Origin of the sequence: Lacihabitans lacunae (assembly GCF_042649125.1) — a bacterium.
Lineage (GTDB): Bacteria > Bacteroidota > Bacteroidia > Cytophagales > Spirosomataceae > Leadbetterella > Leadbetterella lacunae.
Genome location: NZ_JBHRYQ010000001.1, coordinates 1,417,302 through 1,441,133 on the forward strand (window position 1 = coordinate 1,417,302; position 23,832 = coordinate 1,441,133).

The 23,832-nt window shown below is 35.6% G+C and carries 30 protein-coding genes; 11 read left to right on the forward strand and 19 right to left on the reverse strand.

The features are described 5' to 3' along the window. Positions 1–51: 51 nt before the first annotated feature. The 4 genes from ACFOOI_RS06135 to ACFOOI_RS06150 form a co-directional block, all read right to left on the reverse strand. Positions 52–255, reverse strand: coding sequence for a hypothetical protein (locus ACFOOI_RS06135; RefSeq protein ID WP_379836170.1), 204 nt, complete (start codon positions 253–255; stop codon positions 52–54). Then, entirely contained in the window at positions 252–1,361 is a 1,110-nt protein-coding gene (locus ACFOOI_RS06140; protein ID WP_379836172.1) for an AI-2E family transporter, read from the reverse strand. Before ACFOOI_RS06140 ends, ACFOOI_RS06135 begins: the two co-directional genes overlap by 4 nt. Before the next feature lie 11 nt (positions 1,362–1,372). Continuing rightward, on the reverse strand, positions 1,373–1,723 hold the full coding sequence (locus tag ACFOOI_RS06145) for a response regulator transcription factor (RefSeq protein ID WP_379836174.1): 351 nt from the start codon (positions 1,721–1,723) through the stop codon (positions 1,373–1,375). Positions 1,724–1,872: 149 nt separating this feature from the next. Further along, a complete protein-coding gene (locus tag ACFOOI_RS06150) occupies positions 1,873–2,421 on the reverse strand; it encodes an RNA polymerase sigma factor (RefSeq protein WP_379836176.1) in 549 nt (182 codons plus the stop codon). A 280-nt stretch (positions 2,422–2,701) separates the two neighbouring features. Here ACFOOI_RS06150 and ACFOOI_RS06155 point away from each other — a divergent pair, with 280 nt between their 5' ends. Continuing rightward, on the forward strand, positions 2,702–3,157 hold the full coding sequence (locus ACFOOI_RS06155) for a PA2169 family four-helix-bundle protein (protein ID WP_379836178.1): 456 nt from the start codon (positions 2,702–2,704) through the stop codon (positions 3,155–3,157). Between the two features lie 72 nt (positions 3,158–3,229). Beyond that, positions 3,230–3,370: a hypothetical protein gene (locus ACFOOI_RS06160; protein WP_379836180.1), complete on the forward strand. Its 141-nt coding sequence runs from the start codon at positions 3,230–3,232 to the stop codon at positions 3,368–3,370. A 385-nt stretch (positions 3,371–3,755) separates the two neighbouring features. Here ACFOOI_RS06160 and ACFOOI_RS06165 read toward each other — a convergent pair whose 3' ends face one another. The 5 genes from ACFOOI_RS06165 to rpoN are packed head-to-tail and all read right to left on the reverse strand — an operon-like array spanning position 3,756 to position 9,543. Next, on the reverse strand, positions 3,756–5,183 hold the full coding sequence (locus tag ACFOOI_RS06165; protein WP_379836182.1) for a hybrid sensor histidine kinase/response regulator: 1,428 nt from the start codon (positions 5,181–5,183) through the stop codon (positions 3,756–3,758). Between the two features lie 6 nt (positions 5,184–5,189). Further along, positions 5,190–6,590, reverse strand: a complete 1,401-nt coding sequence (locus ACFOOI_RS06170; RefSeq protein ID WP_379836184.1) for a sensor histidine kinase — start codon at positions 6,588–6,590, stop codon at positions 5,190–5,192. A 10-nt stretch (positions 6,591–6,600) separates the two neighbouring features. Further along, positions 6,601–6,861: a helix-turn-helix domain-containing protein gene (locus ACFOOI_RS06175; protein WP_379836186.1), complete on the reverse strand. Its 261-nt coding sequence runs from the start codon at positions 6,859–6,861 to the stop codon at positions 6,601–6,603. Between the two features lie 14 nt (positions 6,862–6,875). After that, positions 6,876–8,057 carry a sigma-54-dependent transcriptional regulator gene (locus ACFOOI_RS06180; RefSeq protein ID WP_379836188.1) on the reverse strand — a complete coding sequence of 394 codons (1,182 nt, stop codon included), beginning with the start codon at positions 8,055–8,057 and terminating at the stop codon, positions 6,876–6,878. A 40-nt stretch (positions 8,058–8,097) separates the two neighbouring features. Beyond that, positions 8,098–9,543: an RNA polymerase factor sigma-54 gene (gene rpoN / locus ACFOOI_RS06185; RefSeq protein ID WP_379836190.1), complete on the reverse strand. Its 1,446-nt coding sequence runs from the start codon at positions 9,541–9,543 to the stop codon at positions 8,098–8,100. Between the two features lie 219 nt (positions 9,544–9,762). On the opposite strand from rpoN, the gene ACFOOI_RS06190 reads away from it, so the two are divergent. Beyond that, entirely contained in the window at positions 9,763–11,106 is a 1,344-nt protein-coding gene (locus ACFOOI_RS06190; protein WP_379836192.1) for a CHASE3 domain-containing protein, read from the forward strand. Between the two features lie 10 nt (positions 11,107–11,116). Here ACFOOI_RS06190 and ACFOOI_RS06195 read toward each other — a convergent pair whose 3' ends face one another. The 4 genes from ACFOOI_RS06195 to ACFOOI_RS06210 all read right to left on the reverse strand — a co-directional run bounded on the left by ACFOOI_RS06195 (position 11,117) and on the right by ACFOOI_RS06210 (position 12,547). Next, positions 11,117–11,527, reverse strand: coding sequence for a hypothetical protein (locus ACFOOI_RS06195; protein ID WP_379836194.1), 411 nt, complete (start codon positions 11,525–11,527; stop codon positions 11,117–11,119). After that, entirely contained in the window at positions 11,514–11,861 is a 348-nt protein-coding gene (locus ACFOOI_RS06200; RefSeq protein ID WP_379836196.1) for a hypothetical protein, read from the reverse strand. Before ACFOOI_RS06200 ends, ACFOOI_RS06195 begins: the two co-directional genes overlap by 14 nt. Positions 11,862–11,930: 69 nt before the next feature. Next, positions 11,931–12,224 (reverse strand): YtxH domain-containing protein, encoded by a 294-nt coding sequence (locus ACFOOI_RS06205; protein WP_379836198.1) that lies wholly within the window; start codon positions 12,222–12,224, stop codon positions 11,931–11,933. Between the two features lie 143 nt (positions 12,225–12,367). Then, positions 12,368–12,547, reverse strand: coding sequence for a hypothetical protein (locus tag ACFOOI_RS06210; RefSeq protein ID WP_379836200.1), 180 nt, complete (start codon positions 12,545–12,547; stop codon positions 12,368–12,370). A 394-nt stretch (positions 12,548–12,941) separates the two neighbouring features. Here ACFOOI_RS06210 and ACFOOI_RS06215 point away from each other — a divergent pair, with 394 nt between their 5' ends. From ACFOOI_RS06215 to ACFOOI_RS06245, 7 genes are all read left to right on the forward strand, one after another. Then, a complete protein-coding gene (locus ACFOOI_RS06215) occupies positions 12,942–13,640 on the forward strand; it encodes an OmpA family protein (protein ID WP_379836202.1) in 699 nt (232 codons plus the stop codon). 32 nt (positions 13,641–13,672) lie between these two features. Next, a complete protein-coding gene (locus tag ACFOOI_RS06220) occupies positions 13,673–14,293 on the forward strand; it encodes a porin family protein (protein ID WP_379836204.1) in 621 nt (206 codons plus the stop codon). 12 nt (positions 14,294–14,305) lie between these two features. After that, positions 14,306–14,779 (forward strand): Dps family protein, encoded by a 474-nt coding sequence (locus ACFOOI_RS06225; protein ID WP_379836206.1) that lies wholly within the window; start codon positions 14,306–14,308, stop codon positions 14,777–14,779. A 33-nt stretch (positions 14,780–14,812) separates the two neighbouring features. Next, a complete protein-coding gene (locus tag ACFOOI_RS06230; protein WP_379836208.1) occupies positions 14,813–14,974 on the forward strand; it encodes a DUF1328 domain-containing protein in 162 nt (53 codons plus the stop codon). A 71-nt stretch (positions 14,975–15,045) separates the two neighbouring features. Beyond that, entirely contained in the window at positions 15,046–15,504 is a 459-nt protein-coding gene (locus ACFOOI_RS06235) for a mechanosensitive ion channel family protein (protein ID WP_379836210.1), read from the forward strand. 69 nt (positions 15,505–15,573) lie between these two features. Next, complete coding sequence (locus tag ACFOOI_RS06240; protein ID WP_379836212.1) at positions 15,574–15,939, forward strand: hypothetical protein; 366 nt, start codon at positions 15,574–15,576, stop codon at positions 15,937–15,939. A gap of 130 nt (positions 15,940–16,069) precedes the next feature. Continuing rightward, positions 16,070–16,525, forward strand: coding sequence for a hypothetical protein (locus ACFOOI_RS06245; RefSeq protein WP_379836214.1), 456 nt, complete (start codon positions 16,070–16,072; stop codon positions 16,523–16,525). Between the two features lie 255 nt (positions 16,526–16,780). Here the strand turns inward: ACFOOI_RS06245 and ACFOOI_RS06250 are convergent, their stop codons facing one another. The 5 genes from ACFOOI_RS06250 to ACFOOI_RS06270 form a co-directional block, all read right to left on the reverse strand. Beyond that, positions 16,781–17,566 carry a glucose 1-dehydrogenase gene (locus ACFOOI_RS06250; protein ID WP_379836216.1) on the reverse strand — a complete coding sequence of 262 codons (786 nt, stop codon included), beginning with the start codon at positions 17,564–17,566 and terminating at the stop codon, positions 16,781–16,783. A gap of 4 nt (positions 17,567–17,570) precedes the next feature. Next, on the reverse strand, positions 17,571–18,560 hold the full coding sequence (locus ACFOOI_RS06255) for an MlaD family protein (protein ID WP_379836218.1): 990 nt from the start codon (positions 18,558–18,560) through the stop codon (positions 17,571–17,573). A gap of 4 nt (positions 18,561–18,564) precedes the next feature. Further along, positions 18,565–19,314 carry an ABC transporter ATP-binding protein gene (locus tag ACFOOI_RS06260; protein WP_379840180.1) on the reverse strand — a complete coding sequence of 250 codons (750 nt, stop codon included), beginning with the start codon at positions 19,312–19,314 and terminating at the stop codon, positions 18,565–18,567. Then, entirely contained in the window at positions 19,311–20,093 is a 783-nt protein-coding gene (locus tag ACFOOI_RS06265; RefSeq protein ID WP_379836220.1) for an MlaE family ABC transporter permease, read from the reverse strand. Before ACFOOI_RS06265 ends, ACFOOI_RS06260 begins: the two co-directional genes overlap by 4 nt. A 284-nt stretch (positions 20,094–20,377) precedes the next feature. Then, positions 20,378–21,676 (reverse strand): GAF domain-containing sensor histidine kinase, encoded by a 1,299-nt coding sequence (locus ACFOOI_RS06270; RefSeq protein ID WP_379836222.1) that lies wholly within the window; start codon positions 21,674–21,676, stop codon positions 20,378–20,380. Between the two features lie 335 nt (positions 21,677–22,011). Between ACFOOI_RS06270 and ACFOOI_RS06275 the strand changes: the two genes are divergently transcribed. Next, positions 22,012–22,977, forward strand: coding sequence for a Kelch repeat-containing protein (locus tag ACFOOI_RS06275; RefSeq protein ID WP_379836224.1), 966 nt, complete (start codon positions 22,012–22,014; stop codon positions 22,975–22,977). A gap of 138 nt (positions 22,978–23,115) precedes the next feature. Here ACFOOI_RS06275 and ACFOOI_RS06280 read toward each other — a convergent pair whose 3' ends face one another. Beyond that, a complete protein-coding gene (locus ACFOOI_RS06280; RefSeq protein ID WP_379836226.1) occupies positions 23,116–23,811 on the reverse strand; it encodes an acetolactate decarboxylase in 696 nt (231 codons plus the stop codon). Positions 23,812–23,832: the final 21 nt, after the last annotated feature.

A 23,832-nucleotide genomic window follows, 5' to 3' on the forward strand; every position in this document is an offset into this window, starting at 1 on the left:
TGCTATTATTATTCTTATTGAGAAATCTCTGATAGCAGTTTCTCAAAATATTTATTTGAGTGTATCTTTTCCTGGTTCTATATAAAGTGAGTCACTTTTGTCGCTTTCTACTACCGAGTCTGAACTTCTGACATCTCCAAATGAGATCCAACCCGACACAAATGCGATAACCATTAATACAAGCCCGATTCCGATCGTATACATAAATATTCTCTTTAAGGGCATTAGTTGTTTTTCATTATTCTTGTCATTCATGATATACTTAGTTTTAGTTTTTCAATAATTGATTTAGACTTACTTTTCTTTTTGTTTTTCTCAGGGAACTCGCCTATCAAGTAGGCATAATGCTGCAGTTTGGGTATATTTTTACATATTTCTTTTAAAACAGCCGCAATAGGAATAGCCACCACCAAGCCCACAATCCCCCATATTTTTCCGGCCAAAAGCAAAAACACCAGAACTATAAATGAGTTAATTTTTATTTCATCGCCCACTATTTTGGGCGTAATAATATTTCCTTCTAAAAACTGTACAAATGACATCCAGCCGATAACACCCACAGCATACCAAGCACTGTCCTTGGTGATTAACGCTATAAAAGCCGGCAGCAGCGAGCCCACCAACACGCCTACATAAGGCACAATGTTAAGCAGAGAAGCCAATGCACTATAAAAAATGGCGTTTTCTATACCCAAAGCCAATAAACCGATAGAATTTAAAATGGTAAGTATGAGTATTACCTTAAAAAATCCGACAAAATAGGACTGCAAAGATTTTCTGCAAGCTGATATTATTTCTTTGATTTCAAATTTGTCATTGGGATCCACAATTTTGCTGACCGCATTAAAAAAGAAATCGGGATGCATCAAAAAGAAAAACATGTAAATCGGTAGTAAAGTAAGACTTATAAAGAAATCTACCGAGGTGTTTAGTGTGCCCATGAGTTTTTCGAGGCCCGAACTCATGTAGCCTTCTAGATTAAGGTTGCCTTTTATCATCCCTAAAAGCTTTTCTCCATTTCTGGTTTGCTTTATCGAAGCAAACATAGATTCTTTATAATCTGTAAACTTTTGCATGATTTGAGTTTGCTTATCTGCCAAATCACCAAATTCTAATAAAATAACGTATACAAAAGTCCCAAAAACAGCAATAATGGTAACGATAGATATAAAAACTGAAAGCGTCTGTGGTACTTTTTTCTTAATCAAAAAATCCACGATTGGCCTCACAATAACCGCCAAAAGAATGGAAATAAAAATGGGTGCTAGTATGGATTTTAGGTAAATCATACTGAAAATAGATACAATACCAAAAATGATGAATTCAGGTAAGCGGTTGGTTTTTATTGATGTATCTTTCATTATTAAAGGTGTTATTTTTGACCAAAATTCAAAATCTGATTTATTTCATTTAATCTAAATGGTTTTTTCAGGAAATAATCGACGCCGTTTTCTATGGCGGTGTTTTTAACGGATGTCATGGCCGAGAGCATGATAATAAACGTATTGGGCGACTGAGACTTAATTTTTTTTATGCTCGAAACCCCCAACCCATCTGGTAAGTTGTTGTCTAAAATCAAATAATCGGGCGACGTTTTTCCGAGATTTTGTAGGCCATCTTTGAGAGAACACGCATAGTTCACCTCAAAATTATTCTTCTGGAGATACGCCTTCAGCATCATACAAATGTCAATCTCGTCGTCTATTATTAGTACCTTTTTCATTTCATCATTGTCTTAGGGTCACAGGGCATAGTTTTTAATAAAAAAATCATGCCCCGTTTTGTAAATTGGTAATTCAAGAATAAAACTACTGAATTCTCTAATTTTTGCGGATTATTTAGAAAAAGTGTAGAAAAATCTCCACAAAACCTTTATGCCACAGTTTGTCTAAATCGCATGGTTGCCAGTCTGATTTGTGACTTCACGGTACCAATAGGCATCTTTAGTTCTTTCGAAATTTCCTTTACTGTCAAGTCTTCAAAGTAATACAGCTTTACTGATTTGGTTGAGGGTCTGTTTTCTAAATCCTTGTTAAATAATTCTTTTAGTAAATCACTGTGCGTTTGTTTTTCCGAATTGAAAGTTTGATCTCTCAATACATTCTCGTAGCCTTCTAAGCCCAAAACCGACACTTTTTTGTTTTTTCTTAGCCAATCTATACAAAGGTTCGAGGTCATTTTTTTTATCCAGGCGTAAATACCGCCTTTGTCGCTCTCGAAAGTGCTGATCTTATTAAAAACTTTAATCCATATCTCTTGCATCAGATCTTCTTTGTCTTGGCCGTTAATATTAAATTTTGAAACTACTAAACCTATTGCATTCTCGTAGTTTTTGATCAAATAAGAAAAATGAGCTTCTGATTTTTGCTTCAGTCCTTTTATTAATAATTCTTCTGAGTATGTTTGGGTCATTTGTACCATGTCAGTATTTGTTAAGTTTGATATAGATAAATAAAAAACCTTACCTAAAAACCCAAAACATACAAGAAAACCACTTAAATCACACAAATACAGACACTTACACAGAAGATACACAGTTTTACATAAGCTTATTTACCTCGAAAAGTGTAGAATTTATTACCCAAAATGTCTTTTTTTGCCCAAAGCATTTCAAAAAATCCACAGTTTTAATTCTTTTAAAAGCTAAAAATGAACGGAATAATGTTTTTTGAATAACAGCAAACAAACACAAATTTTAATTATGAATAATTCAGAAAAAATCAAGAGTTTACAAACTTTAGCAGAATTAAATGTAGACCGTGCGTCGGGTTACATGAAACTATCAGAAGAGACAAAAACATTAGACTTGGGCATCAAGGCCATGTTTGTGAGAATGTCTCATCAAAGCGATGACTACCGTAAAGAATTAGATGCTCACATAACCAAACTAGGAGGCGAAAAAGTAGAAATAGAAAATTCATTTCTATCTGATGTGCACCAAGCTTGGATAAAAATCAAAGCCGAAGTTAGCTCAAACGATCCTGAGACTCTTTTGTCGAGCTGTAAGTTTGGTGAGAACATCATTATTGGGGCCTACGAGTCTGTGCTTGGCGATAGCGAAATGAAAGACCTGGAAATTAGAGCTTTGCTAGAAAAACAAATAGCAGGCCTAAAAACCTCAATGTCTGTAGTGAAAGTAGTAGACGAAGTGGTGTAAAATCCACAAAAGAGAAAGATAAAGGGCCTTGAGCTCTTTATCTTTTATTTTTTTTCCAAATAAATATTAAAGATGATGGCAAAACAAAAAGAGGAAAAATCGAAAGGAAAGGTTTGGGACATAAATAATGACCCCAAAGAAAACGAAGAAGACAACGGCATTAAAGAGAAAAAAGGAAAAGGGAAAGCTCTGAAAATTAATGATGAAGACTAAGCAAAAAAACTACTATTGGGTAATATGAATCGATTTTTTGAATCATAGCATAGTAGTTTTTTATTTTTAGTTACTGTTAAACGGGTAACTTTTATTTTTAAAGAAAACATAGCTTAAACCTATCATTGAAGCCATTTTTTAACCATTTTGAAAAACACCCCCCTTTCATTTACTGGGTCGCCTGCCAGCGGGGCCTCCATTTTTTTTCGAAAAAAAACGGAGCAAAAAAAACTGCACCCTGCAAACTCGCACAATTAAAATTCTTATTGTCAATGTTCTAATAAAAATATACTTCCCAAAAGAATTTTAACAGTGCTCAAACAGTGCAGGGCGATGTAAAGATTTATTTTCTATTTTTTTACCCGTTTGATAGTAATTTTTAGTTTTAAAGTGAAGGCAAATTTAATATAAATGCCGCTCCTGCTCCCGTGTCTGAGTCTAGTTCAAGCACAATTTTATGTAGTTTCAATATATTTATACAACTCGCCAACCCTAACCCAATCCCGTTTGATTTTTTTGTAAAATATGGTTCAAATATTAAGCTTTGATCGGCTTTGGAAATGCCCGGTCCGTTATCGATAATATAAATTTTGTTGTCACTTATTTTAACTTCAATAATGGCCTCCGCCACTCCGTCTAAAGCCTCCACGGCATTTACCAAAATATTAGAAATAGCCAAAGCAAACTGCTCCTCGTTGAGATTTATCACGATATCCTCTTCGGGAAAAGAGGTAATTAACTTTATTCCTTTCAGATGAATTTTATCTTCAATAGTTTTCAAAACTTGCTTGGTTTGCTCCACTACATTGCCTTTGCTAAACATTTTATGCTCTATTTGTGAGCTATTTAGTACTTTAGTAATAATATCATCTATCCGATATGAATTCCGCTTTATTATTGGAAAATACGGCGAAGAATCCTCTGGGTCAGCCTCTGACTCCATTCCTTCTAGTGCCAAAAAAATATTAGAGAGTGGATTTCTAACTTCATGGGCAAGGGTACGCATAAAGCGAGCGGTGGCATCTAATTTTTCAAAAACCAATCGCGATTGCTCGGCTTTAATCTCCTCAGTTTTGTCAATAATAACTCCATGAACAAACTCAGCATACGGATAGCTCTCCTGAAAATTACAGGTAATAACGGCAGTTCTAACTTCGTTTGACTTGTTCAAAAGACTAAACTGAAGGTTATACACACTCTTTTGGTTTAAAATCGCTTTTTCTATAATCTGTCGTTTGTCTTCTTCTATAATGAGATCTAACAAACGAAACTTTTTTACTTCAGCAATAGCATAACCTGTAGAATTAGCCACCGAATCACTTATACTTAGGATATTAAAACTAAGGTCAGCTATAAAAATAATGTCTTTTGATTGTTTGAGCACCGCCTTGTATTTGGACTCACTCACCTTCAGGGCCGACAATATTTCGGCCTGCTTTATGGAGTATCGGATACTTCTTTCTAGGTGTATGGCGTTTATTTCACTTTTAACGATAAAATCGCTAATTCCCATATCAGAGGCCTTATTATCTATCTCCCGATTTCCTTTTCCGGTCAATAATATAATAGGAGCACTGTCGTTGGCAGATTTAATAATTTTGCATACATCCAGACCCGAATACGCCCCCAGCAGGTAGTCTACAATATAAATATCAAAAACGTTTTGCTCGGATTGGAGAATTTCGATGGCCTTTTTGTAAGAGTTGGCCCAGGTAATATCAAATTCGCGTGAATCAATTTCATTGAGATAATCTTCAAACAGTTCGAAGTCTTCTTCGTCGTCTTCAATGAGTAAAATCTTGATTTGATTCATAAAAATTTAAATAGGTAAATATATGTTAAAAACCGCCCCTTTGCCCTCTTCAGACAAGGCCACGATGGCTCCGTTGTGGTTGTCTACCACTTTTTTGCATATGGCTAACCCTATGCCAGTACCTTTAAACTCAGACCTTCCGTAAAGTCTTTTGAATGGCTCAAAAATAACATCTGCAAACTTACTTTCGAAACCAATGCCGTTGTCTTTGACCGTTATACAATAATATTCCTGAAAAATCTTTAAGTTATTATTTTGCTTGGTTACATTATCAACCAAAGCATAACTGAGCTCAATATGCGGGTTTACGCCCTCCAGTCTAAACTTAATGGCATTGCCAATCAAGTTTTGGAAAAGTTGGTACAATTGCGTTTTCACTCCGCTTACTTTTGGCAAATCGTAATCAATCGTAGTATTGGTTTCTTTAATACTAATTTCATAATCCCCTATTATTTCACCAATTACATCGTTAAGTTCAATAACCGAGGTCTCTTGGTTAGAAGCACTCAGACGCGAAAGCTTTAAGATATCGTTTATCAAGTCACTCATTCGTTGGGTAGCCCCTATAAGTTTTTCTGTGTATTTGGTAGTTTGCTCGTTTACGTTTTCACCCAGCGATTTCACGAGTCTGTTGGTGTAGGCCTCAATTTTACGAAGCGGCTCTTGCAGGTCATGGGAGGCATTGTGAGCAAATTCAGAAAGAGCTGAATTAGACTTATTTAAATCTTTCAAAAAATTGGCCTTGGCTACTTCTATGCTTCGCTCTTCGGTTACATCTTGCGACAGCCCAACCACTCTCGACACCTTGCCCTCCACGTGTTCTATCAAAATAGACTCTGATTTTATGTACTTAATGGTCTTGTTTGAAACCACAATTCTATATTCCAGGTCTTTGATGTGCTTGCTTTCGTTTATCAAATCGCCAATGGCTTTGGCAACTTTTTCCACGTCTTCGGGGTGCAGAAATTTATAAAAATCATCTGTCGTGATATATTCGTCTTCTTTGATTTGGTTTTCATAATCAAAAATCTGAAAGATATTTTTTGACCAATACACGATAGATTCCTGAGTATGAAAAAACCAAGAACCAAAATTATTGTCGCCTTTTTCGGAGGTGTTTAAATCTTTTAGTTTGGGAAAAATATTGGTAAACTCAGTCTGATACGTACATCTGTAATAATCTACGCCGTCGTAGTTTATCTTTTCCACAAAAAAACCATCGATGGAGTGTATTTTTCCTTCGGGAAGTTTGGACAGTTCGTTCTTTAATATTTGACCAATCTTGAGTGACCTATCTGTTTCAAATAGTTTGTTGTAAATTTTATTTTTAAAAATCACTTCTGAAAAATCAGCAGAGAAAAATAAAATCGGGTTATTTATAAAATCGTAAAATTTAAAATTTGTCATGTCAAACAGTTTATAAATTATAATATTTCAGCTTATTATAAAGTGTTTTTCTATCGATATTCAATTTCTGAGCGGCTTTACTTTTATTGTAATTCACCTCCTTCAGTGTCTTTATAATAAGCTCAGCCTCTGCTTCTTTGGCTGCTTCTTTTAAATCAAAATTTGGTTTTGCAACAGGTTCGTTTGGTTTTTCAGCGTTCGAATTGGCGTTTTGGTTTACACTCAAAAACTGGGCTTGTGAGGCATTGCTATCAGAATCTGAGAAAAACACATGGTTGTGATTTACTAGTTCATACGGCAGGTTGCCACCTTTATAATCTCGGCTTGGCTCAAAAGTGCCGCTCGCCTCACCACGTTTTTTAGTTCCCTTATGTTACCGTGCCACGGGTAGCTTTTAAAAACCTCCACCACCTCATCACTAAACCCTTTGATGTCTTTGTCTAAGTCCACATTTACATTTTCTAACATAAACTCGGCATACATCATGATATCGTTTTCACGATCTCTCAGCGGCGGTACTTCTATCTCAAATTCATTGAATCTGTAATAAAGATCCTCTCTAAACTTGCCCTCTTTGGCGGCATTGATTAGTTTGGTATTACTCGCCACTATTATCCTTACATCTACATCTTTTTCTTTGTTGCCTCCTATTTTCTTAATTCTACGCTCCTGCACCACACGTAGCAACGAAACTTGAATGTCGTACGGCAGGTTTCCTACCTCATCTAAAAAAAGCGTTCCGCCATCTGCGAGTTCAAACAAGCCCACTTTGTCATTTATGGCTCCTGTAAACGAGCCCTTTTCGTGACCAAAGAGTTCGCTTCCTGCCAATTCTTTGCTCACCGCACCGCAATCCATCGCCACAAAAGGCTTATTTTTCCGCTTACTTTGCAGGTGTATTTCATTGGCCACAGCCTCTTTTCCTGAGCCACTTTCGCCATAAATAATCACACTAAAGTCTGTGGGAGCCACTACGTTTATTTGGTTCACGAGGTTCTTACTCGCGAAACTCTTACCGAAAATATACTTAGGCTTATCTTTTTTAGTTTTCTTAGATTTCTCTGTTTCCACTTTTTCTTCTTTGGCTTCAGTTTTTACCGAACCCGAAACCGACTTCAAGGCTTTTTTGATGGTATCTAAAATCTCATCAGGAAAAAGCGGTTTGGTGACATAATCAAATGCTCCGTTTTTGAGCACCTCTATAGCTACCTTTATATCAGAATATCCGGTTATGATGATAACCGGAAGATTTGGAAATTTAGATTTGACATTGGTCAGCAAGTCTGCCCCGTTCATGTCTCCGAGTTTAAAGTCAGACAGTATCAAGTCGGGCTTGAAGGCCATTAGCTTTTCCATGCCTAGTTTGCCTGAGCTCGCTACTTCTACCTCATACGATTGCCTCTTAAGAAACCTGTCTAATAGCAAGCATACATCGGCGTCGTCGTCTATAATTAATATTTTTTCCATTCTTTATTTTTTCTAAAAGGCCAAAAGGTTTGAGTGGTCTTTATGATATTTTTCTTAGTTTCGAAGCCGGTATTTGACCTAAATTTCTATATTTTGTTATAGTTCTACGCGTCAATTCTATTCTTTCTTTTCTTAATATTTTCTGAATATCCAAGTCACTCAATGGATTGTGCTTGTCTTCATTTTTGACTATTTCTATCACCAAGTCTTGAATTTCTTTGTTACTTTTTCTTTCGCCACTGCTCAAGTATATGGCTTCGGTAAACAGTTCTTTTAGGTTAATTAAACCCAAAGGCGTTATAGCGTATTTGTTACTCGTGACTCTACTTACGGTAGACACATTCATGTCTATATAAGTAGCAATATCCTTCAATATCATCGGCTTAAGCGTGTTGCTATTTCCGGACAAAAAATAATCAGCCTGCAAATACACGATGGCATTGATCACCTTGGTCATGGTGTCTTCTCGCTGCTGAATAGCATCTATAATCCAATTGGCAGACTTCAGCTTTTCGGCAATATATGAATTTGTGCCGTTACGTGAATCAGTTTTTAAGCTATTTGCATAATTTGTGTTCACATTTAACGGATATGGCTTCTGGTTTATCAACTCCCCTTTTAGCTCATTGTTTACAATACTAATCTGATATTCAGGAATTATATACTCGGTATTCTCTACAATTCCATTTTCAAAACCAACTGTAGGATACATGTTTTTATTTAAAAAATAAGCAAATACATCTTCCAATTCCTTTTCGTCAATATTAAGATTTTCTTTAAAAAAGCTTTTATCTTGTATTAAAAATTTATCAAAATCTAATTGAATAACCTGAAGCAGCTTCTCTCTAAAGTCTGCACTGATTTTGGCATCGGTAGTAATCAAAATTGAAAGATAGTCTTGCATATCAAATGCCCCAAAACCTATCGGGCTGCATTGATTAATTAGAGTTTTAGCTTTCTGAATTTCCTCTTCTCCATAAAATTTCCCTTTGGCAAAGCAGATTTCATCTGTAATCGTCATCAGGTCACGGTCTAAAAAACCCGCGTCATTTGTAGAATAAACCAAGAAATGCACAATATCCAATGTCTCTTGGTCTTCCACTATATATTTTAGCTGATCAAAAACCGTGTCTCTAATGTCTTGTTGCTCTTGGATTCTTTCCATCTGTAAATCATACATAGTAGAATCTGAACTAATTTGAGCCACATATTCTTTGTAATCGCTTTGGTCGCTTTCTAGTTCGTCTTGTCCATACACTTCTTCGGCACGCATATCTCCTAAAATATCGTCAGCAAAATCTGATTCAAAATCATCTCCTTCCGAATCTGACACCGTATTTAACTCTAGAAATGGATTTTCAAGCATCTCTTGATTTACATATTGGTCTAACTCCTGTTGGTTAAGATAAAGGAAATTCAAAAACTGAATTTGCTTAATATTGACTTTTTGCCCTTGATTTAATATTTGATTTTGTGACGTATTCATATAAAAAATGTTTAAGGTGTATGCCAAGAAATAGACAATATGTATTCCAATTTCGTTAAATTGCACTACGAGGTTTTTATTTCTTTATTAAAGATTGATATTTAGCTAGTTAGAATTGAAAATATATTTTCAAAAAAAATAGACTAAAAAAAGCCAAAAATTAACTGTGGAATCGTGGGGAAACAATTCCCCAATTCGAGCAAAAAAAGCTACTATTACATGAAAACTAACTGGTTGAAATTTTTATTTGGATTATCTTTTTTAATTATTTCATACATATTATTTCTGACCTTCAACTATTTTTTTAAATCAAAAGAATACAACGAGCTCGTGGATCATACCTTCGAGGTGAGGAACATTATATCTGAAATCAGAAGCGAAATGAGATCCGAAGTGGCCCTACAAAGGTCATTTATTATTACCAAAGATTCGTCTTTTTTGATCAAATATCAAGACAGAATAAAGAGGATGGATGATAGAATGAAGGATTTGCGTGCCAACATCACCGATAATGAGGTTCAAATAAAAAACTTTGAAAAACTTGACAGCCTAATAAAGCAACGCAACCTGATATTAGAAATGGAAGTGAACAATTCTGGAGATATAGAATTGATTAAAAAAAGCATCGTTTCTACCATAAATGAGGCGGTGACCACCCTAAATCAGTTTACGCTTATGGACGAAATAGAAGCGAAACTTCTAGAAAATAGATACCAAAAACAAAAAAGCGGATATAATAACTTGCCGATTGCTCTTACGCTTTTGGGTATAATTTCACTGGCGTTGTTATATTTTATTTATACCAAACAGAAAAACGATATAGCAGAAAAACTGGTGACCATCAAAAACAAAAAAATGATAATGGATCGCTTAGTAGATTCAAACGTGAAACTAGAAAAATTTGCCAATCTAGCCTCGCACGATATGCAGGAACCGCTACGCAAAATCCAGATGTTTGTAGACACTGCACGTATAGCGTATGAAAAAAACAACAACATGGATTTTGAAAAATATCTGTCTAAAATAGAAAAAACCTCTTTAGAGGCTATAGAAACCGTAAAGAGGATTTTAGATGAAGCTCAACTTAAAGCCACAACCGGCGAAATGGCCATGTTGCGGATCTCGAGTTTGATATATGAAGTGGTGGCAGAAAATAAACTGCCAAATAACCTTAAAATTGATATCGATAAAAACCAGGACGACTTCATGCTTTTAAACAAAGAAGAGCTTAAAATCTTGTTTGAAAAAATCATCATTTTCTTAAGTTCAAAAGCCAAAGCCAACGAAGTTATTATAATAGAACAGCAACAAATTAAGGCCAAATACGAATCGTTTATAAGACTTGGGTTTTATGTAAGGCCTGAGACTTCTAAAGTGAAACCTGACCTTATTAAAGCCATAGACGGAAATATTAAACTACTGAAAGACAAAGCCTTAAAGCCTAGCGAGTATTTTGAACTTGAGCTTTTCGACTCAATCTTAAGTAAGCACAACGGCTACTTTACCTCTAATGAATCAGAAAACGGCAACAGCCTATTTATACTCGGATTTTCGGTATTGTAAAAAATACATTTTAAGGATTTGCGAGGTCTTCTAGTTCGGCCGCGAGTATAAGTGCTTCTTCGTAAGCCGATAGCTTGGTTTTCTTATTTAACCACTTAAGACCTTCTTTTAAATTAGAAACTGCCATTTTTTGATTTTCAGGTGTGTTTAGCTGCGAAAGCACAAACTCCGCCGGAAATGGCAACATAGAAGTTAACTGGGAAATAGGCATATTTACACTGTTTTTCTTACCTGAACTCGGCAATAATGTTTTAGATGAAATTACACTTCCGACTGCTTTTTTAAGTAATCCGGCACCTAAAAAGTTTTCAGAAATGGCGTTTTCTAAACGCTCTATTTTCAATTTCACATTTTCTATTTTTTGATCTATTTCAGACTTTTTAGTCTCAATTTCTGTGTAACTTATATCAGTCGTATTCATCGTAAAAAATGTTTAAAAGTGTTTCGCCAATGTAGTTTAAGAAAAGATTTTTGCCTTTTAAAAATATTAAAATTGATAGGATTAAAAAGAACCCCGAAACTATAAAGTAGCCGGCGTAGCTATTTTGGAAATAATCATTTAAAATACCAGAAACGCCTACTGCCGAAAACATTAAAGCAAGGATACCGAATATTACAAAGCTTAATCTAACTGCCAGGTTTGCAAGTATTTTAGAGGCTTTTTTTGAGGAATTTAGTATAAACAAATCTTTCCGCAATTCAATGTAATCCTCTACTTTGTCTTTCAAGGAAGATTTTTCGTGTATAGAATTCATGATAAAAAAAGTTTAAAAAAAAGGGTGGGCAAGTCGCAACTCACCCACCCTTCCTTTTGGTATGTTTTATTAGTTGCTCGCTACTTCTTTGTTGTTTGTAATTTTCGAAGTTATGCTTTCGAAGGCTTTCTTTGTTTGATCTGTAAAATCGTCCACTTTTTTGATGGCCAACTCTTTTTGCTTAAGAGCCAGTTCTTTTACTTCTTCGGTAAGTGCCAAGGTATCTTCCTTTAGATCTTCTAACTTTCCTTTGATCTTTCTTCTAGTCTTAGTTCCTTTATGTGGTGCAAAGGCTACTCCTACTGCTACTCCTACTGCCGTTGCTGCTACTAATCCTGCTATTACTTTTATTGTCTTACTCATAGTTAATAAATTTTAATTGATAAATTGGTTTCTGTATATATAACCATACTACTAAAAATATAATTCCATAGACTATTAATCTATTTTATTTAATTTTTGTAGAACACATTACTCATTATGTGGAATTTCTACAGCATAAATGCTTAAACCTCCACACTAAGTTTGGTTTCTAACTTCTCTAGTTCATCTATAGCTTTCATAGAAATATCGTTGATTGCTTTCTTTGCTTTTAGGCGAGTAATTGATCCTTTGTGAGGTGCGAATAACACACCACCTATAAATCCGAAAACTCCCGCTACTAAATATGATTTAAAATTTTTCATGTAATGTAAATTGTTTAATACCATATTAACATAAATAACCATTCCTCAAAATTTCTTTTAAAAAAATCTCATTTGGTCACCTCAGCTTACTTTTAAGTTTAGCCCGATAAATCTTATATAAAAGCGGGTATATATATTGAAGCGTATACATATAATGTATAGATCGAGTATCCAAAGACCCAAAGCTTGCAAACTGAAATTTGACTTAATGCCACATTCCCCAAAAATTGGGGAATTATATCCACAAAAAGTGTAGAACTACACACCACACTTTTCATTCTAACTTACTCAGAAAAACACCTAACTTCCTTACTATAAATACTTTAAAACATTTACCCAAAGAATAGAATGATATTTTTTAAGTAAAAGAAAATAAACAATAATAATAACGATTATGAAAACTTTAAGAAAATCAATTTTGATGCTTTTTGTAGGAACCACCATGTTTTCTATGACAAGCTGCAAAAGTTTCAAAAAACTAACGAAGCAAGAAAAAGGAATACTTATAGGTGCAGCGGGTGGAGCAGCCGCTGGTGGGGCAATCGGGTCTAAGTCTAAAAACCCTGCAGTATATGCTATAATAGGCTCAGCTGTGGGTGGCGTAGCCGGAGCAGTGATTGGAAAATATATGGACAAACAAGCCGATGAGCTAAACAAAAAATTAGGTTCAGTAGCACAGGTAGAACGTATAGAAGAAGGAATTAAAGTTACAATGTCTTCAGGTATTCTTTTTGGGTTTGATTCGCACAAGCTTTCGGAGACTTCAAAAGATAACCTTAGCAAACTGGCTACGATCTTAAAGGACTACAAAGAAACCAATATTGTAATAAATGGATACACAGACAATGTGGGTTCAGACCGATATAATAAAAATCTTTCGGTAAAGAGAGCCAAAGAGGTTTCGGATTATATGGGTCAAATGGGCATAGATTCTAAACGATTTACAGTAGTGGGCTATGGAGAAGAATTTCCTGTTGCTGACAACGAAACAGAGCAAAACAGATTAAAAAACAGAAGAGTGGAGTTGGCGATTATGGCCAATGACAACTTAAAAAATGATGCGGCTAAAGCTGGTGCATCAACAAAAAAATAATTTTCAAAAAAAAACATAAAACAAACAAAATAATGAAAAAATCAATCATAATAACCATTCTGGGCGTATTTGTAAGTACTGCCATATTTGCTCAGGCCTTTGAAATAGGCGTAAAAGGTGGCGTAAGTTTATCACAGATAAAAGGCGAAGGAAGCGGCTCTTCAAGTAACTTTTGGAACAACGAAGGCTCCAGAGCCACAGGTTTTACGGGTGGTATTTATACCAAATTTGGTAACAAATTATTCCTTCAACCCGAATTTTTAATCACCCAAAAAGGTGGATCATACAATAACGTTTTGGGCGTAAAACAATCTTTCAAACAAACCTATTTTGACATCCCGGTTTTGGTGGGATTTCAAGCAACCGAAAACGTACGCCTAATGGCTGGGCCAGTGGCTACATTTTTGGTAAACAAAGACGATTCGTTTTTGAGCAACTTAGGGCTTGCGAGCAATCAAAACGAAGGCTTTAGAAAAGCACTTTTGGGTTTTCAGACCGGCGTAGGGTTTGACATAAGTAAAATCAGATTAGACCTTAGGTATGAAGGAAACATCAACGATGTATTTAATATTGATTACAAAGATTCACAAACAGAAAACCAATTTAAAGGAAAAGGAAACGCATTTTCAGCAACTATCGGATATAAATTTTAAATGTAAAAACACATGGAAGCAAACATCGGATTAACACAAAAAGACACAAAAGAAGTAGTAGGTATTTTGAATACGCTCCTCTCAGATCAGCACATTTTGTATATGAAACTGAGAAACTATCACTGGAATATAGAAGGAGCTTCTTTTTTAGAATTACATACTTTTTTCGAAAAACTGTATAATGAACTAGAAGGAATTATAGACCTAACAGCGGAACGAATCAGAAAATTGGGTAAAAAGCCATTGGGATCATTCAAAGAGTTTTTAGAAAACGCCAATTTAAAAGAAGCGAAATCGGGCGTAAGCGATTCCAAAACAATTTTAGAAGACCTCCTTAACTCGTACGAGTCAACTATCATCTGGATGAGAGAAAATATAGAAACTGTGTCTGAAGAAAAAGATTATGGAACAGAAGATATGTTGGTAGGCATAATGAAAAGCTGCGAGGAAGCCGCCTGGATGTTACGGGCATATTTATCTAAGTAAAATCATTTTTTCAACATTAAAACAAATACAAATATGTTACGATGGTCAGTCACTTTTTTAGTAATCGCTTTGATAGCGGGAGTTTTAGGATTTGCAGGTATAGCGGCTAGTGCCGCAGGAATAGCAAAAATACTTTTCTTTGTATTTATTGTACTGTTTATTATATCGCTCATTCTCGGAAAACGAAAAGTATAAAACAAGCAGGAATCTGCTAAAAGTGAGCAACATGTTGCTCACTTTTTTTTTCTAATTAAACCTCAAACCTTATGGAGAACTTCATAAAAGATATCATACTCAAAATCAAAAGCTATTATGGCTTTTTGGTGGCAATTATGCCAAAGCTAATATTGGCCATTATTGTATTGACCATTTTCCTCACTGCCATGTATTATATAAGAAGAGTGGTGATAAAAGGGATTTGTAAAAACACCCGAGACGAACTCCTTTCTGATTTTTTAAATAAGATTTTTAGAACGATCAATATCTTACTTGGCCTTACTATTTTTTCATACATACTGGGCGGAACCGGCATCGCAGCAGGATTTTTCGGAGCGGCTGGAATATCAGCTTTTGTGATTGGTTTTGCATTTAAAGACATCGGCGAAAACTTCCTTGCAGGAATCATAATGGCTATTAACCGTCCTTTTAGTATTGGCGACATAGTGAGTAGTCAGAATATAGAAGGAAAGATAATAGGCCTAACACTTCGCGAAACCATATTATAAACCTCTGACGGAAAAGACGTATATATTCCTAATGCTCAAATCCTGAAAACGGCATTTTTTAATCATACAGTGAATGGCTATTTGAGACAAGATTTTGAGCTAATAACAGACCTAAACATTGACATAAAAGCGGCTATTGCTATTATGATAGCTGAAATATCCTCCACAGAAGGGGTGTTAAATTCGTACAAAAAACCGAGTGTTACCATAAAAAAATTAAACATTGACAGTATAGAATTCAAATGTAATTTTTGGATAGACATTCATGATAAAAGTGTGTCAACAGGAGAAATAAAAAACAGTATAATTGAGCGTATATTCGCATCATTTAGAGAAAAATCAGTGTATTCGTACTTAAATCAAACTCCCAAAATATTTGAGGACATTTCGGGCGAACAAAACTCTACACAAAAACAAGATCATGATGTGGAATAAGTCATTCGCCTAACTTTTAAATTGGGTTAATAATTCTACACTTTTACACACTTAGAGCATTTCACGCAAAAGCCTTAAAGAGGAATGATAATTTTAGAAAAATATATAAACAATAAAACATTTAATAATCATGAAAAAGAAAATTTTAACGATAGGTGCGTGTATCGCCCTTGGAGCAATTTTGATGGTGGGTGTATCTTCATGTAGCCAAACCACAAAAGATTCGGCAGAAGAAACCATGGAAAACGCCAAGGACGACATGGACGACAAAGTAGACGAGGCATATGCTGAAATAGACGATGCCAAAGAAAAGATTTCGGACCAAGGCGACGAAACCAAACGTGAACTAGAAGACGCCATGGCGAAGGTAGATGCTAAAATAGAAAAGCTACAAGCCAACATTGATAAGAACAGTAAAAAGCTCGACAAAAAGTCTGAAGAAGCTATAGCGGACCTTAACAAAGAAAAAGCTGAAATGCAGGCCAATCTTGATGAAATAAAAAATGATATGGTGAAAGATTGGAGCTCTTTTAAACAAAAAGTGGCTGATGGACTTAAAAGAACAGCCAAAAAAATCGAGGATTAATTACCGCAACTCATATGTTTTCTTGAAAAAAACTTCTCATTTGAGGAGTTTTTTTTGTGCTTTATAATTTCAAATAATACTATTCCCCTTTAAAAATTTCATATTCCTAAAATAGAAATATCCATTACTTATTTTAGAAAAAACTGAAGATATATTCAAAAGAAAAAATATACTATTCCATTCATTTTTTGGGGCAAAAAAAAGACCCCGAAAATAAATTCTGGGTCAAAAAAAAAATAATTACTATGCTGATAATCAACCATTATCCGCAAATTCGGGATAGAGCATCATGCCGCCATCAATGTAGGTAGTTTCTCCTATAATATAATCACTTTCGCTACTGGCTAGCCAACATGCCGCTTTGGCTACATCTTCTGGCTGACCTATTCTTTTATAAGGAATTAAATCCAATAGCTTCTCCATATTTTCAGAGTCGCTCCAAGCAGATTTATTTATGTTTGTTTGAATAGCCCCCGGCGATATTGCGTTTACTCTAATACCCAATGGAGCCAACTCTTGAGCTACTGACTTCATGAGCATCAAAACTCCGCCTTTTGAAGCCGCATAATTTACATGACCCGCCCAAGGAATCATGTCGTGTACCGAACTTATTGCTATTATATTCCCTCGGATTTGGCCTTTTACAGTTTCTTGTTTCATAAACTGTTTAGCGGCTAAATTCATGGCAATAAACTGCCCTGTAAGGTTTACATCTATTACTTTTTGCCATTGCGTGAGGTCCATTTTCAAAAACGGCGAATCAACCTGAATGCCGGCATTACAGACCATAATATCGAGCCTGCCAAAGTTATCAATTGTGACATCAATCAGATTTTGCATGTCAGACTCAGAGGCTACATTTGCTTTTATGGCAATTCCATCCGAATACTTTTTTATTTCTTCCACAGCCTCCAAAGCCTCCTCCTCAGAAGAAGAGTAATTCACCACCACCTTGGCCCCTTTTTGAGCCATCGCGATAGCTATGGCCTTGCCAATGCCGCCACTGCTACCTGTCACTACTGCTATTTTGTCTTTTAACATAGTCTTATTTTTCGTTTGAGTTTTCTTTATCTTTTTTCTTAAAATACCTTCTAAAAAATATATTATGCTGCAAGGCCTCCATGTTTTCGCTCAGTTTTGACGAGCTAGACGCTAAGTTACTAATCGTGTTTCGGATATTTTCAGCAGCCTTATCGTCTTTGGTTACTACACCCAAGGGACTGTTTTGGTCTGATAATAAGTTATTGATATTTTTATTCAAATCCTTTATCATGGCATTGGTTTCATCCGCAGTTTGTTTAAAAGATGCACTGGTTTCCACCAGTTTACTTGATGTCTGCGTCAGCTGCGGCATTATAGTGGTATTTCTGGTAAGTTGATATGGCAGGGTATTTTTATCAGTAAGCCCTTTGCTAAACTCGGTCATGTTATTGGCCATTACGCCAACTTGGCTAGCTGAAGCGTTGAGTTTAGCAAGTGTTTGGTCTAGGTTTTCATAGATTTTTTCGTCTTTCAATATTTTACCCAAACTCCCTTTCCCGTTTTTAATTTCATCCACTATCACCTTAACATCTGACGTTATGGCCAAAATGTTCTTATTGCTCTCTTGGAAGGTCTTTAGCATATCTTGCTGAGAATCTTCTTTGCTCACACTAAATATATGACCATCTGCAATAGCTCCCCTTTGTGGACTTCCGCCGGTGATCACCAAAAGCGGGTTACCAATTAAACCATCTGTACTTACTTTAATGATGGCATCTTTGTAGATAAACTCCTGCGAATTTTCGGTTATTCCAAATGTAACTTTTACTCCTTGATTTGGCGTGAAACTTAGTGATTCTACGGTTCCCACCTTTACACCCGCGTAGGTCACATTGTTTCCTTTAGATAATCCCGAAACATCATTAAAAGTGGCTGTGGCCTGTATTTTGGGAACAAATAACTTCCGCATACTTCCGATCAAAACCAAGCCACTAGAAAATATCAAAAGACCTATTAAGACAAATAAGCCCACTTTTGCACCTTTATTTTTCATACTCTTATTTTATAAAATTATAATTGTAAAATTCCTTTATTTCGTTATTGGCTTCTTCATTAAAAACCTCGTCAAACTTTCCTGTCTTCTTAAAATATCCGTCTAACAAAACCGAGATTCTGTCAGAGGTGTGTTTGGCACATGTCAGGTCGTGGGTAATGATAATGGCACTGGTATCGTATTCATGTTTTATTCTTAAAATCAACTCATTAACCTCCACACAGGTTATGGGGTCAAGGCCAGATGTGGGTTCATCATACAGTATTATTTCGGGATTCATCACCACGGTTCTGGCTATTCCGATTCGCTTTTTTTGACCTCCCGATAACTCGCTCGGCATTTGGTTTTTACTCCTCAAAAGCCCAACGGCCTCCAGCACTTGATCGGCTTTTTTTTGCATTTCGGCTGGCGTATCCGTTTTGAGGGCATACTTAAGCGGAAACAAGATATTTTCGTTGATAGTCATGCTATCATACAAAGCACTGTTTTGAAAACAAAAGCCCAATTTTAGCCTAAGCTGCTCAAGTTCTTTTTTTGATATATGCTCCAAGTTTTTGCCTAAAACCTCCACATGACCCTTGTCTGGCGATATTAAACCTGCAATGATCTTAATCAAAACCGATTTTCCGCTTCCTGATTTTCCAAGAACAGCCAAGTTTTCTTTGGGTTCTAGGTTTAATTCTACCCCTTTCAGCACATCGAGGGTTCCAAATGACTTGAAAAGGTCTTTTATATATATTACTGACATATTTATCTAAATGAATTTGTGATTTGGACTATAAACATTTCAAGTATAAAAATTATAAAAATCGATTTCACCACCGAAGTATTGGCTGCTTTTCCGACTCCTAAAGTGCCTTTCTCCGCATGAAAACCTGCGTAGCAACTCACCATGCCAATAGTAAAACCAAAAGAAATGGCTTTAATAAGTGCCGAGCTGATATCTAAAAAACCAATGGACTCAAATGCGGAATACAAATAAGAAATGAGGTTGGTGCTTTCGTTGGCATAAACATTAAGAAACGAACCTGTTAGAGCCACCAGTGCCGCATAAAAAGATAAAATGGGAATACAAATAGTTGTAGCCAAAACCCGATTGATAACCAGGTAATTATACGGATTTACGGCCGAAACCTCCATGGCGTCTATTTGCTCGGTTACTTTCATACTACCGAGCTCTGCACCGATATTTGACCCTACCCTGCCGGCAGCAATAATAGCCGTAACTAAGGTTGCCAAAGCACGAACTATGGCTATGGCTACCAAACTGGGCAACCATGAGGTAGCACCAAAGTCTTGAAGTGATGGCCGCGACTGCATGGTAAAAACAAACCCTGTAACAAATCCGGTGAGACTTATCAATGGAAGGGTTTTTAGGCCTATTTGGTAACATTGATTAATGAACTCGCTAAAAACCAACTTTTCGAAAGAAAAATCAGTAAAAAAACGAATTCCAAAACTGTAACCATTGTAGATTTTTATCAGCCAACTGTCAACTTTAGTAGAAATGAAAGGGTCTTCATTTGTCATCATTATAGTTTTTAATTTTTTGTCAGAATCGCATTTCATTCTTTGATAAAAACCGAAGTTTCATTTCAGAATGAATCAAAAATACCTTAACTCCACAAAGCTCATTCTTTGCGAATTCTCAATATTTCTTTTTCTCTAAATATTTAATAAAAATGCGTTCCAAAGGAAACAAATCGCTCTCAAATGAAATTGGAGCCTTCAAATCAAGCGGGAAATAAAAAGTGGGGAAATATTTCTACAGTTTGTATTGTCGTAATATTTTTATAATTCAAAATACCAAAATCGGCTTAAAGTGGAAGATAGATTTTAAAAGAGGAACCTTTTTTTTGCTCACTTTCTACCTCGATATATCCTTTGTGTGCGAGCACTATTTTTTTGACGATAGACAGCCCGATACCCGTACCGTTATACTCGGTATTTTTATGAAGCCTTTGGAAAAAATCAAAGATTTTGTCTTTGTATTTGAGGTCGAAACCTATTCCATTATCAGTTATCGAAATACAATAATAGTTTTGTTTTTGATTATCAATATCAGCTGAAATTTGCTTTGCATTTAATACAACTTCGCCCTTTATTTCGAGCCTAGGTTGGTTCATGTTGTATTTTATAGAATTAGAAATAAGGTTTTGAAACAATTGAAAAAACTGACTCGCATCTCCTTTAATTTTTCCTAACTTTTCTACAATTATTTCTGCTTTGCTATCTCTAATATTTTCAACCAAACTCTCTTTAACATCCTCTATGATAGCGTTTAAGTCGAGGGTTTTATATTTCTTTTTATCCTCATGAATAGACGCATAACTCAGTATGTCATTCACCAGCAAATGAGCACGGTCTGCACTTGATTGAATCTTATTTATTAAACTAATATCAACCGAACTTTCCGTGCTTTTTTTGATTAAAAGGTCGCTGTATAGTTTAATTTTCCGGATGGGCTCTTTGAGGTCATGGCTTGCAATGTATACGAGCTGCTCCACTTCTTCGTTTTTAGCTTTTAGTTTCTCGTTAGTAAGGATTAACTCTTTGGTTCTTTGTTTTACCTTTTTTTCTAAATTTTTCTTTATTTCCTTCCCTTTTTTCTCAGCTTCTGCATGAAAACGATGGAGCTCAAGCAACTTCATGACCTGCTTACCTAACATTTTTAAGGCTTTCTTCTGAAAATCTGTCAGATTGTGCGGCTCCATATGAAAAACACACAATGTACCCAGTGCAAAACCACTCTGATCTTTTAAAGGAACGCCGGCATAAAACTTTACTTTAGGCTCTTGGTCTACCAATGGATTATCAAAAAAACGATTGTCTTTCTCTAAATTTTCAATTTCAAAAACCTCGTCGTCGCTCACGATGGCGTGCGAACAAAAAGAGATATTTCGTGGAGATTCATAGATTTCGATGCCCGTAGAAGCCTTAAACCAGTTGCGGTCTTTGTCCAAAAAAGCTATCAGAGCCACTGGTGTATTACAAATAAGACTAGCCAAGTCGCTGATTTCGCTAAATTGAGTTTCTCTCTCCGTATCCAGAATTTGATACTCTTTTAAAACTTTTAATCTCGCTTTTTCATTTTTTGGCTCTTGAGCAAAAATCATATTGATTTATAATAATTAGGGACAAATAAAAGGTTCACACTTTAACCTGAATAGCTTAAAATATAAAATTATAAAGAATAAGCCAGTTAATTGGATTAAAGTGAATTCATTTAGTTAAATCCACTTCTTTTAATCAAACATTAGCTCACAAAATAACTATTAATTACAAGTAATTTCAAAATACTTTGTCATTCTTATATTAATTGACTTTAATCATTTTAATACTTTTTTGAATTTAATTATTTACAAAATGAAGCTAATATTGATTCGGAATAGCAAAAAATAGCATTATTTTTACCGAAATTAAAACAACCTTACTTATAATTCTAGCCAAAATGAAAAACTACCTCGCTCTTGGAATTTTGTGGATGACCCAAAACTTTGTTTTCGGACAAAGTTGGGAAGACCTAAAAACCGAAAATACGTGTACAAACAGACATGAAAATTCACTAGTTGCAATCGAAAACAATATACTATTAGTTGGTGGCCGCGGTATAAAACCCGTAGAAAGCCTCAATTTAAAGACGAACACTTGGACAAAACTAGCCGAAACGCCTTTAGAAATTAATCATTTTCAGGCGATATCATACAAAAACGAGCTTTGGGTACTCGGTGCATTCACAGGAAAATATCCGCACGAAACTCCGATTGACCATATTTTGATATTTAATCCAAAAGAAAACAAATGGAGAGATGGACCAGAAATACCTGCTGATAGAAACAGAGGTTCGGCTGGAGTTTTTGTTTATAAAAACAAAATTTACATGGTTTGCGGAATCCAAGATGGCCACTGGGACGGACACGTAGCATGGTTAGATGAATATAACCCAAAAACCAACACTTGGCGTAAGTTACCTGACGCACCACATGCAAGAGATCACTCGCAGGCAGTAGTAATTGACAACAAAATATATGTAGCAGGAGGTAGACAGTCAAGCGGAAAGATAAACCAGGTTTTCCAACTTACAGAAGCTGCGGTAGATGTCTTTGACTTTAAAACGCAAACGTGGTCTACCCTACCCGAAATCCAAAATATTCCGACTCAAAGAGCGGGTACCTCTTCTGTGGTGATAAATAAAAAATTAATAGTAATAGGTGGCGAAAGTGGCTCACAAAAGAGCTCACACAGCGAAGTGGAAGCACTAAACACCAAAACCATGACTTGGGAAAAGCTGCCATCGCTTAAGCAAGGCAGACACGGAACTTCAGCAGCCGTAGTAAATAGAAGCATATACACTGCCGCAGGGTCAGGAAATATGGGCGGCGGACCAGAACTAAATTCGGTGGAAGTTTTAAAATAAACAAAGCCTACAAAAAAAACGTACTCCAATTCTAATTTTGATATAAAAAACAAACGGCGTTAAGTTTTAAAACTTAACGCTATTTTATTAAATGGGCATTCTAAGCTTATAATGAATTCTTATTAAGAGTATCGGTTTTTACTTTTGGGGCAAAAACACACTAAAACTACTTTTAGCTTGAGTAATTTTATCCAAATGCCCCATAAAGGTATAATCGTCACTTATAAAATGTACATGCACCAAACTGCTTTTAGAAGTAAATACGCCTTGATGCTTGTTTGAGAAGAAGCCAATAAGCTCCCCGTCTTGGTCAATATTGTTATAATCTGCTTGTTTTTTACCTTCAACATATCCTTTAATGTCATTGCTTCGCGGCATCACCACATGCGTAACTATTTCATCAAAATGTCCTTTTATTCGAAATGAAAAAGGTGTGTTTAAATCGAACCCATTTTTGATAGCTAGGTCAGTTATGAGTTTCTGTATTTCAACTTCCGAATTCAAGGCTACAGAAACCTTAATTTCTTTCCACTTTGGCACATTGGCAGATACAAAAAACGGCGACTCTATTTTCCAGCTTGCGGCATTAATGGCATCACCGACCTCATTTACAGAGCTATAAAAAGGTTTGCCGTCTACTATGGTAATTTCTCCTTGCATCCGATTATAAGGCCCCATGCCGTACAAATGCTTTTTATTAGCGATGGTGTCAAGTTTTATGTGTGGGGCAAAATTCTCTTTTCCCATTTCCGACATCGAACCCACTACTTTTACTTTTTGGGCTTTCAAAAATAAGGGAGCCAATATAGCTACCCACAATAATTCAAATTTCATTTTTTTGATTTTTATTAATTT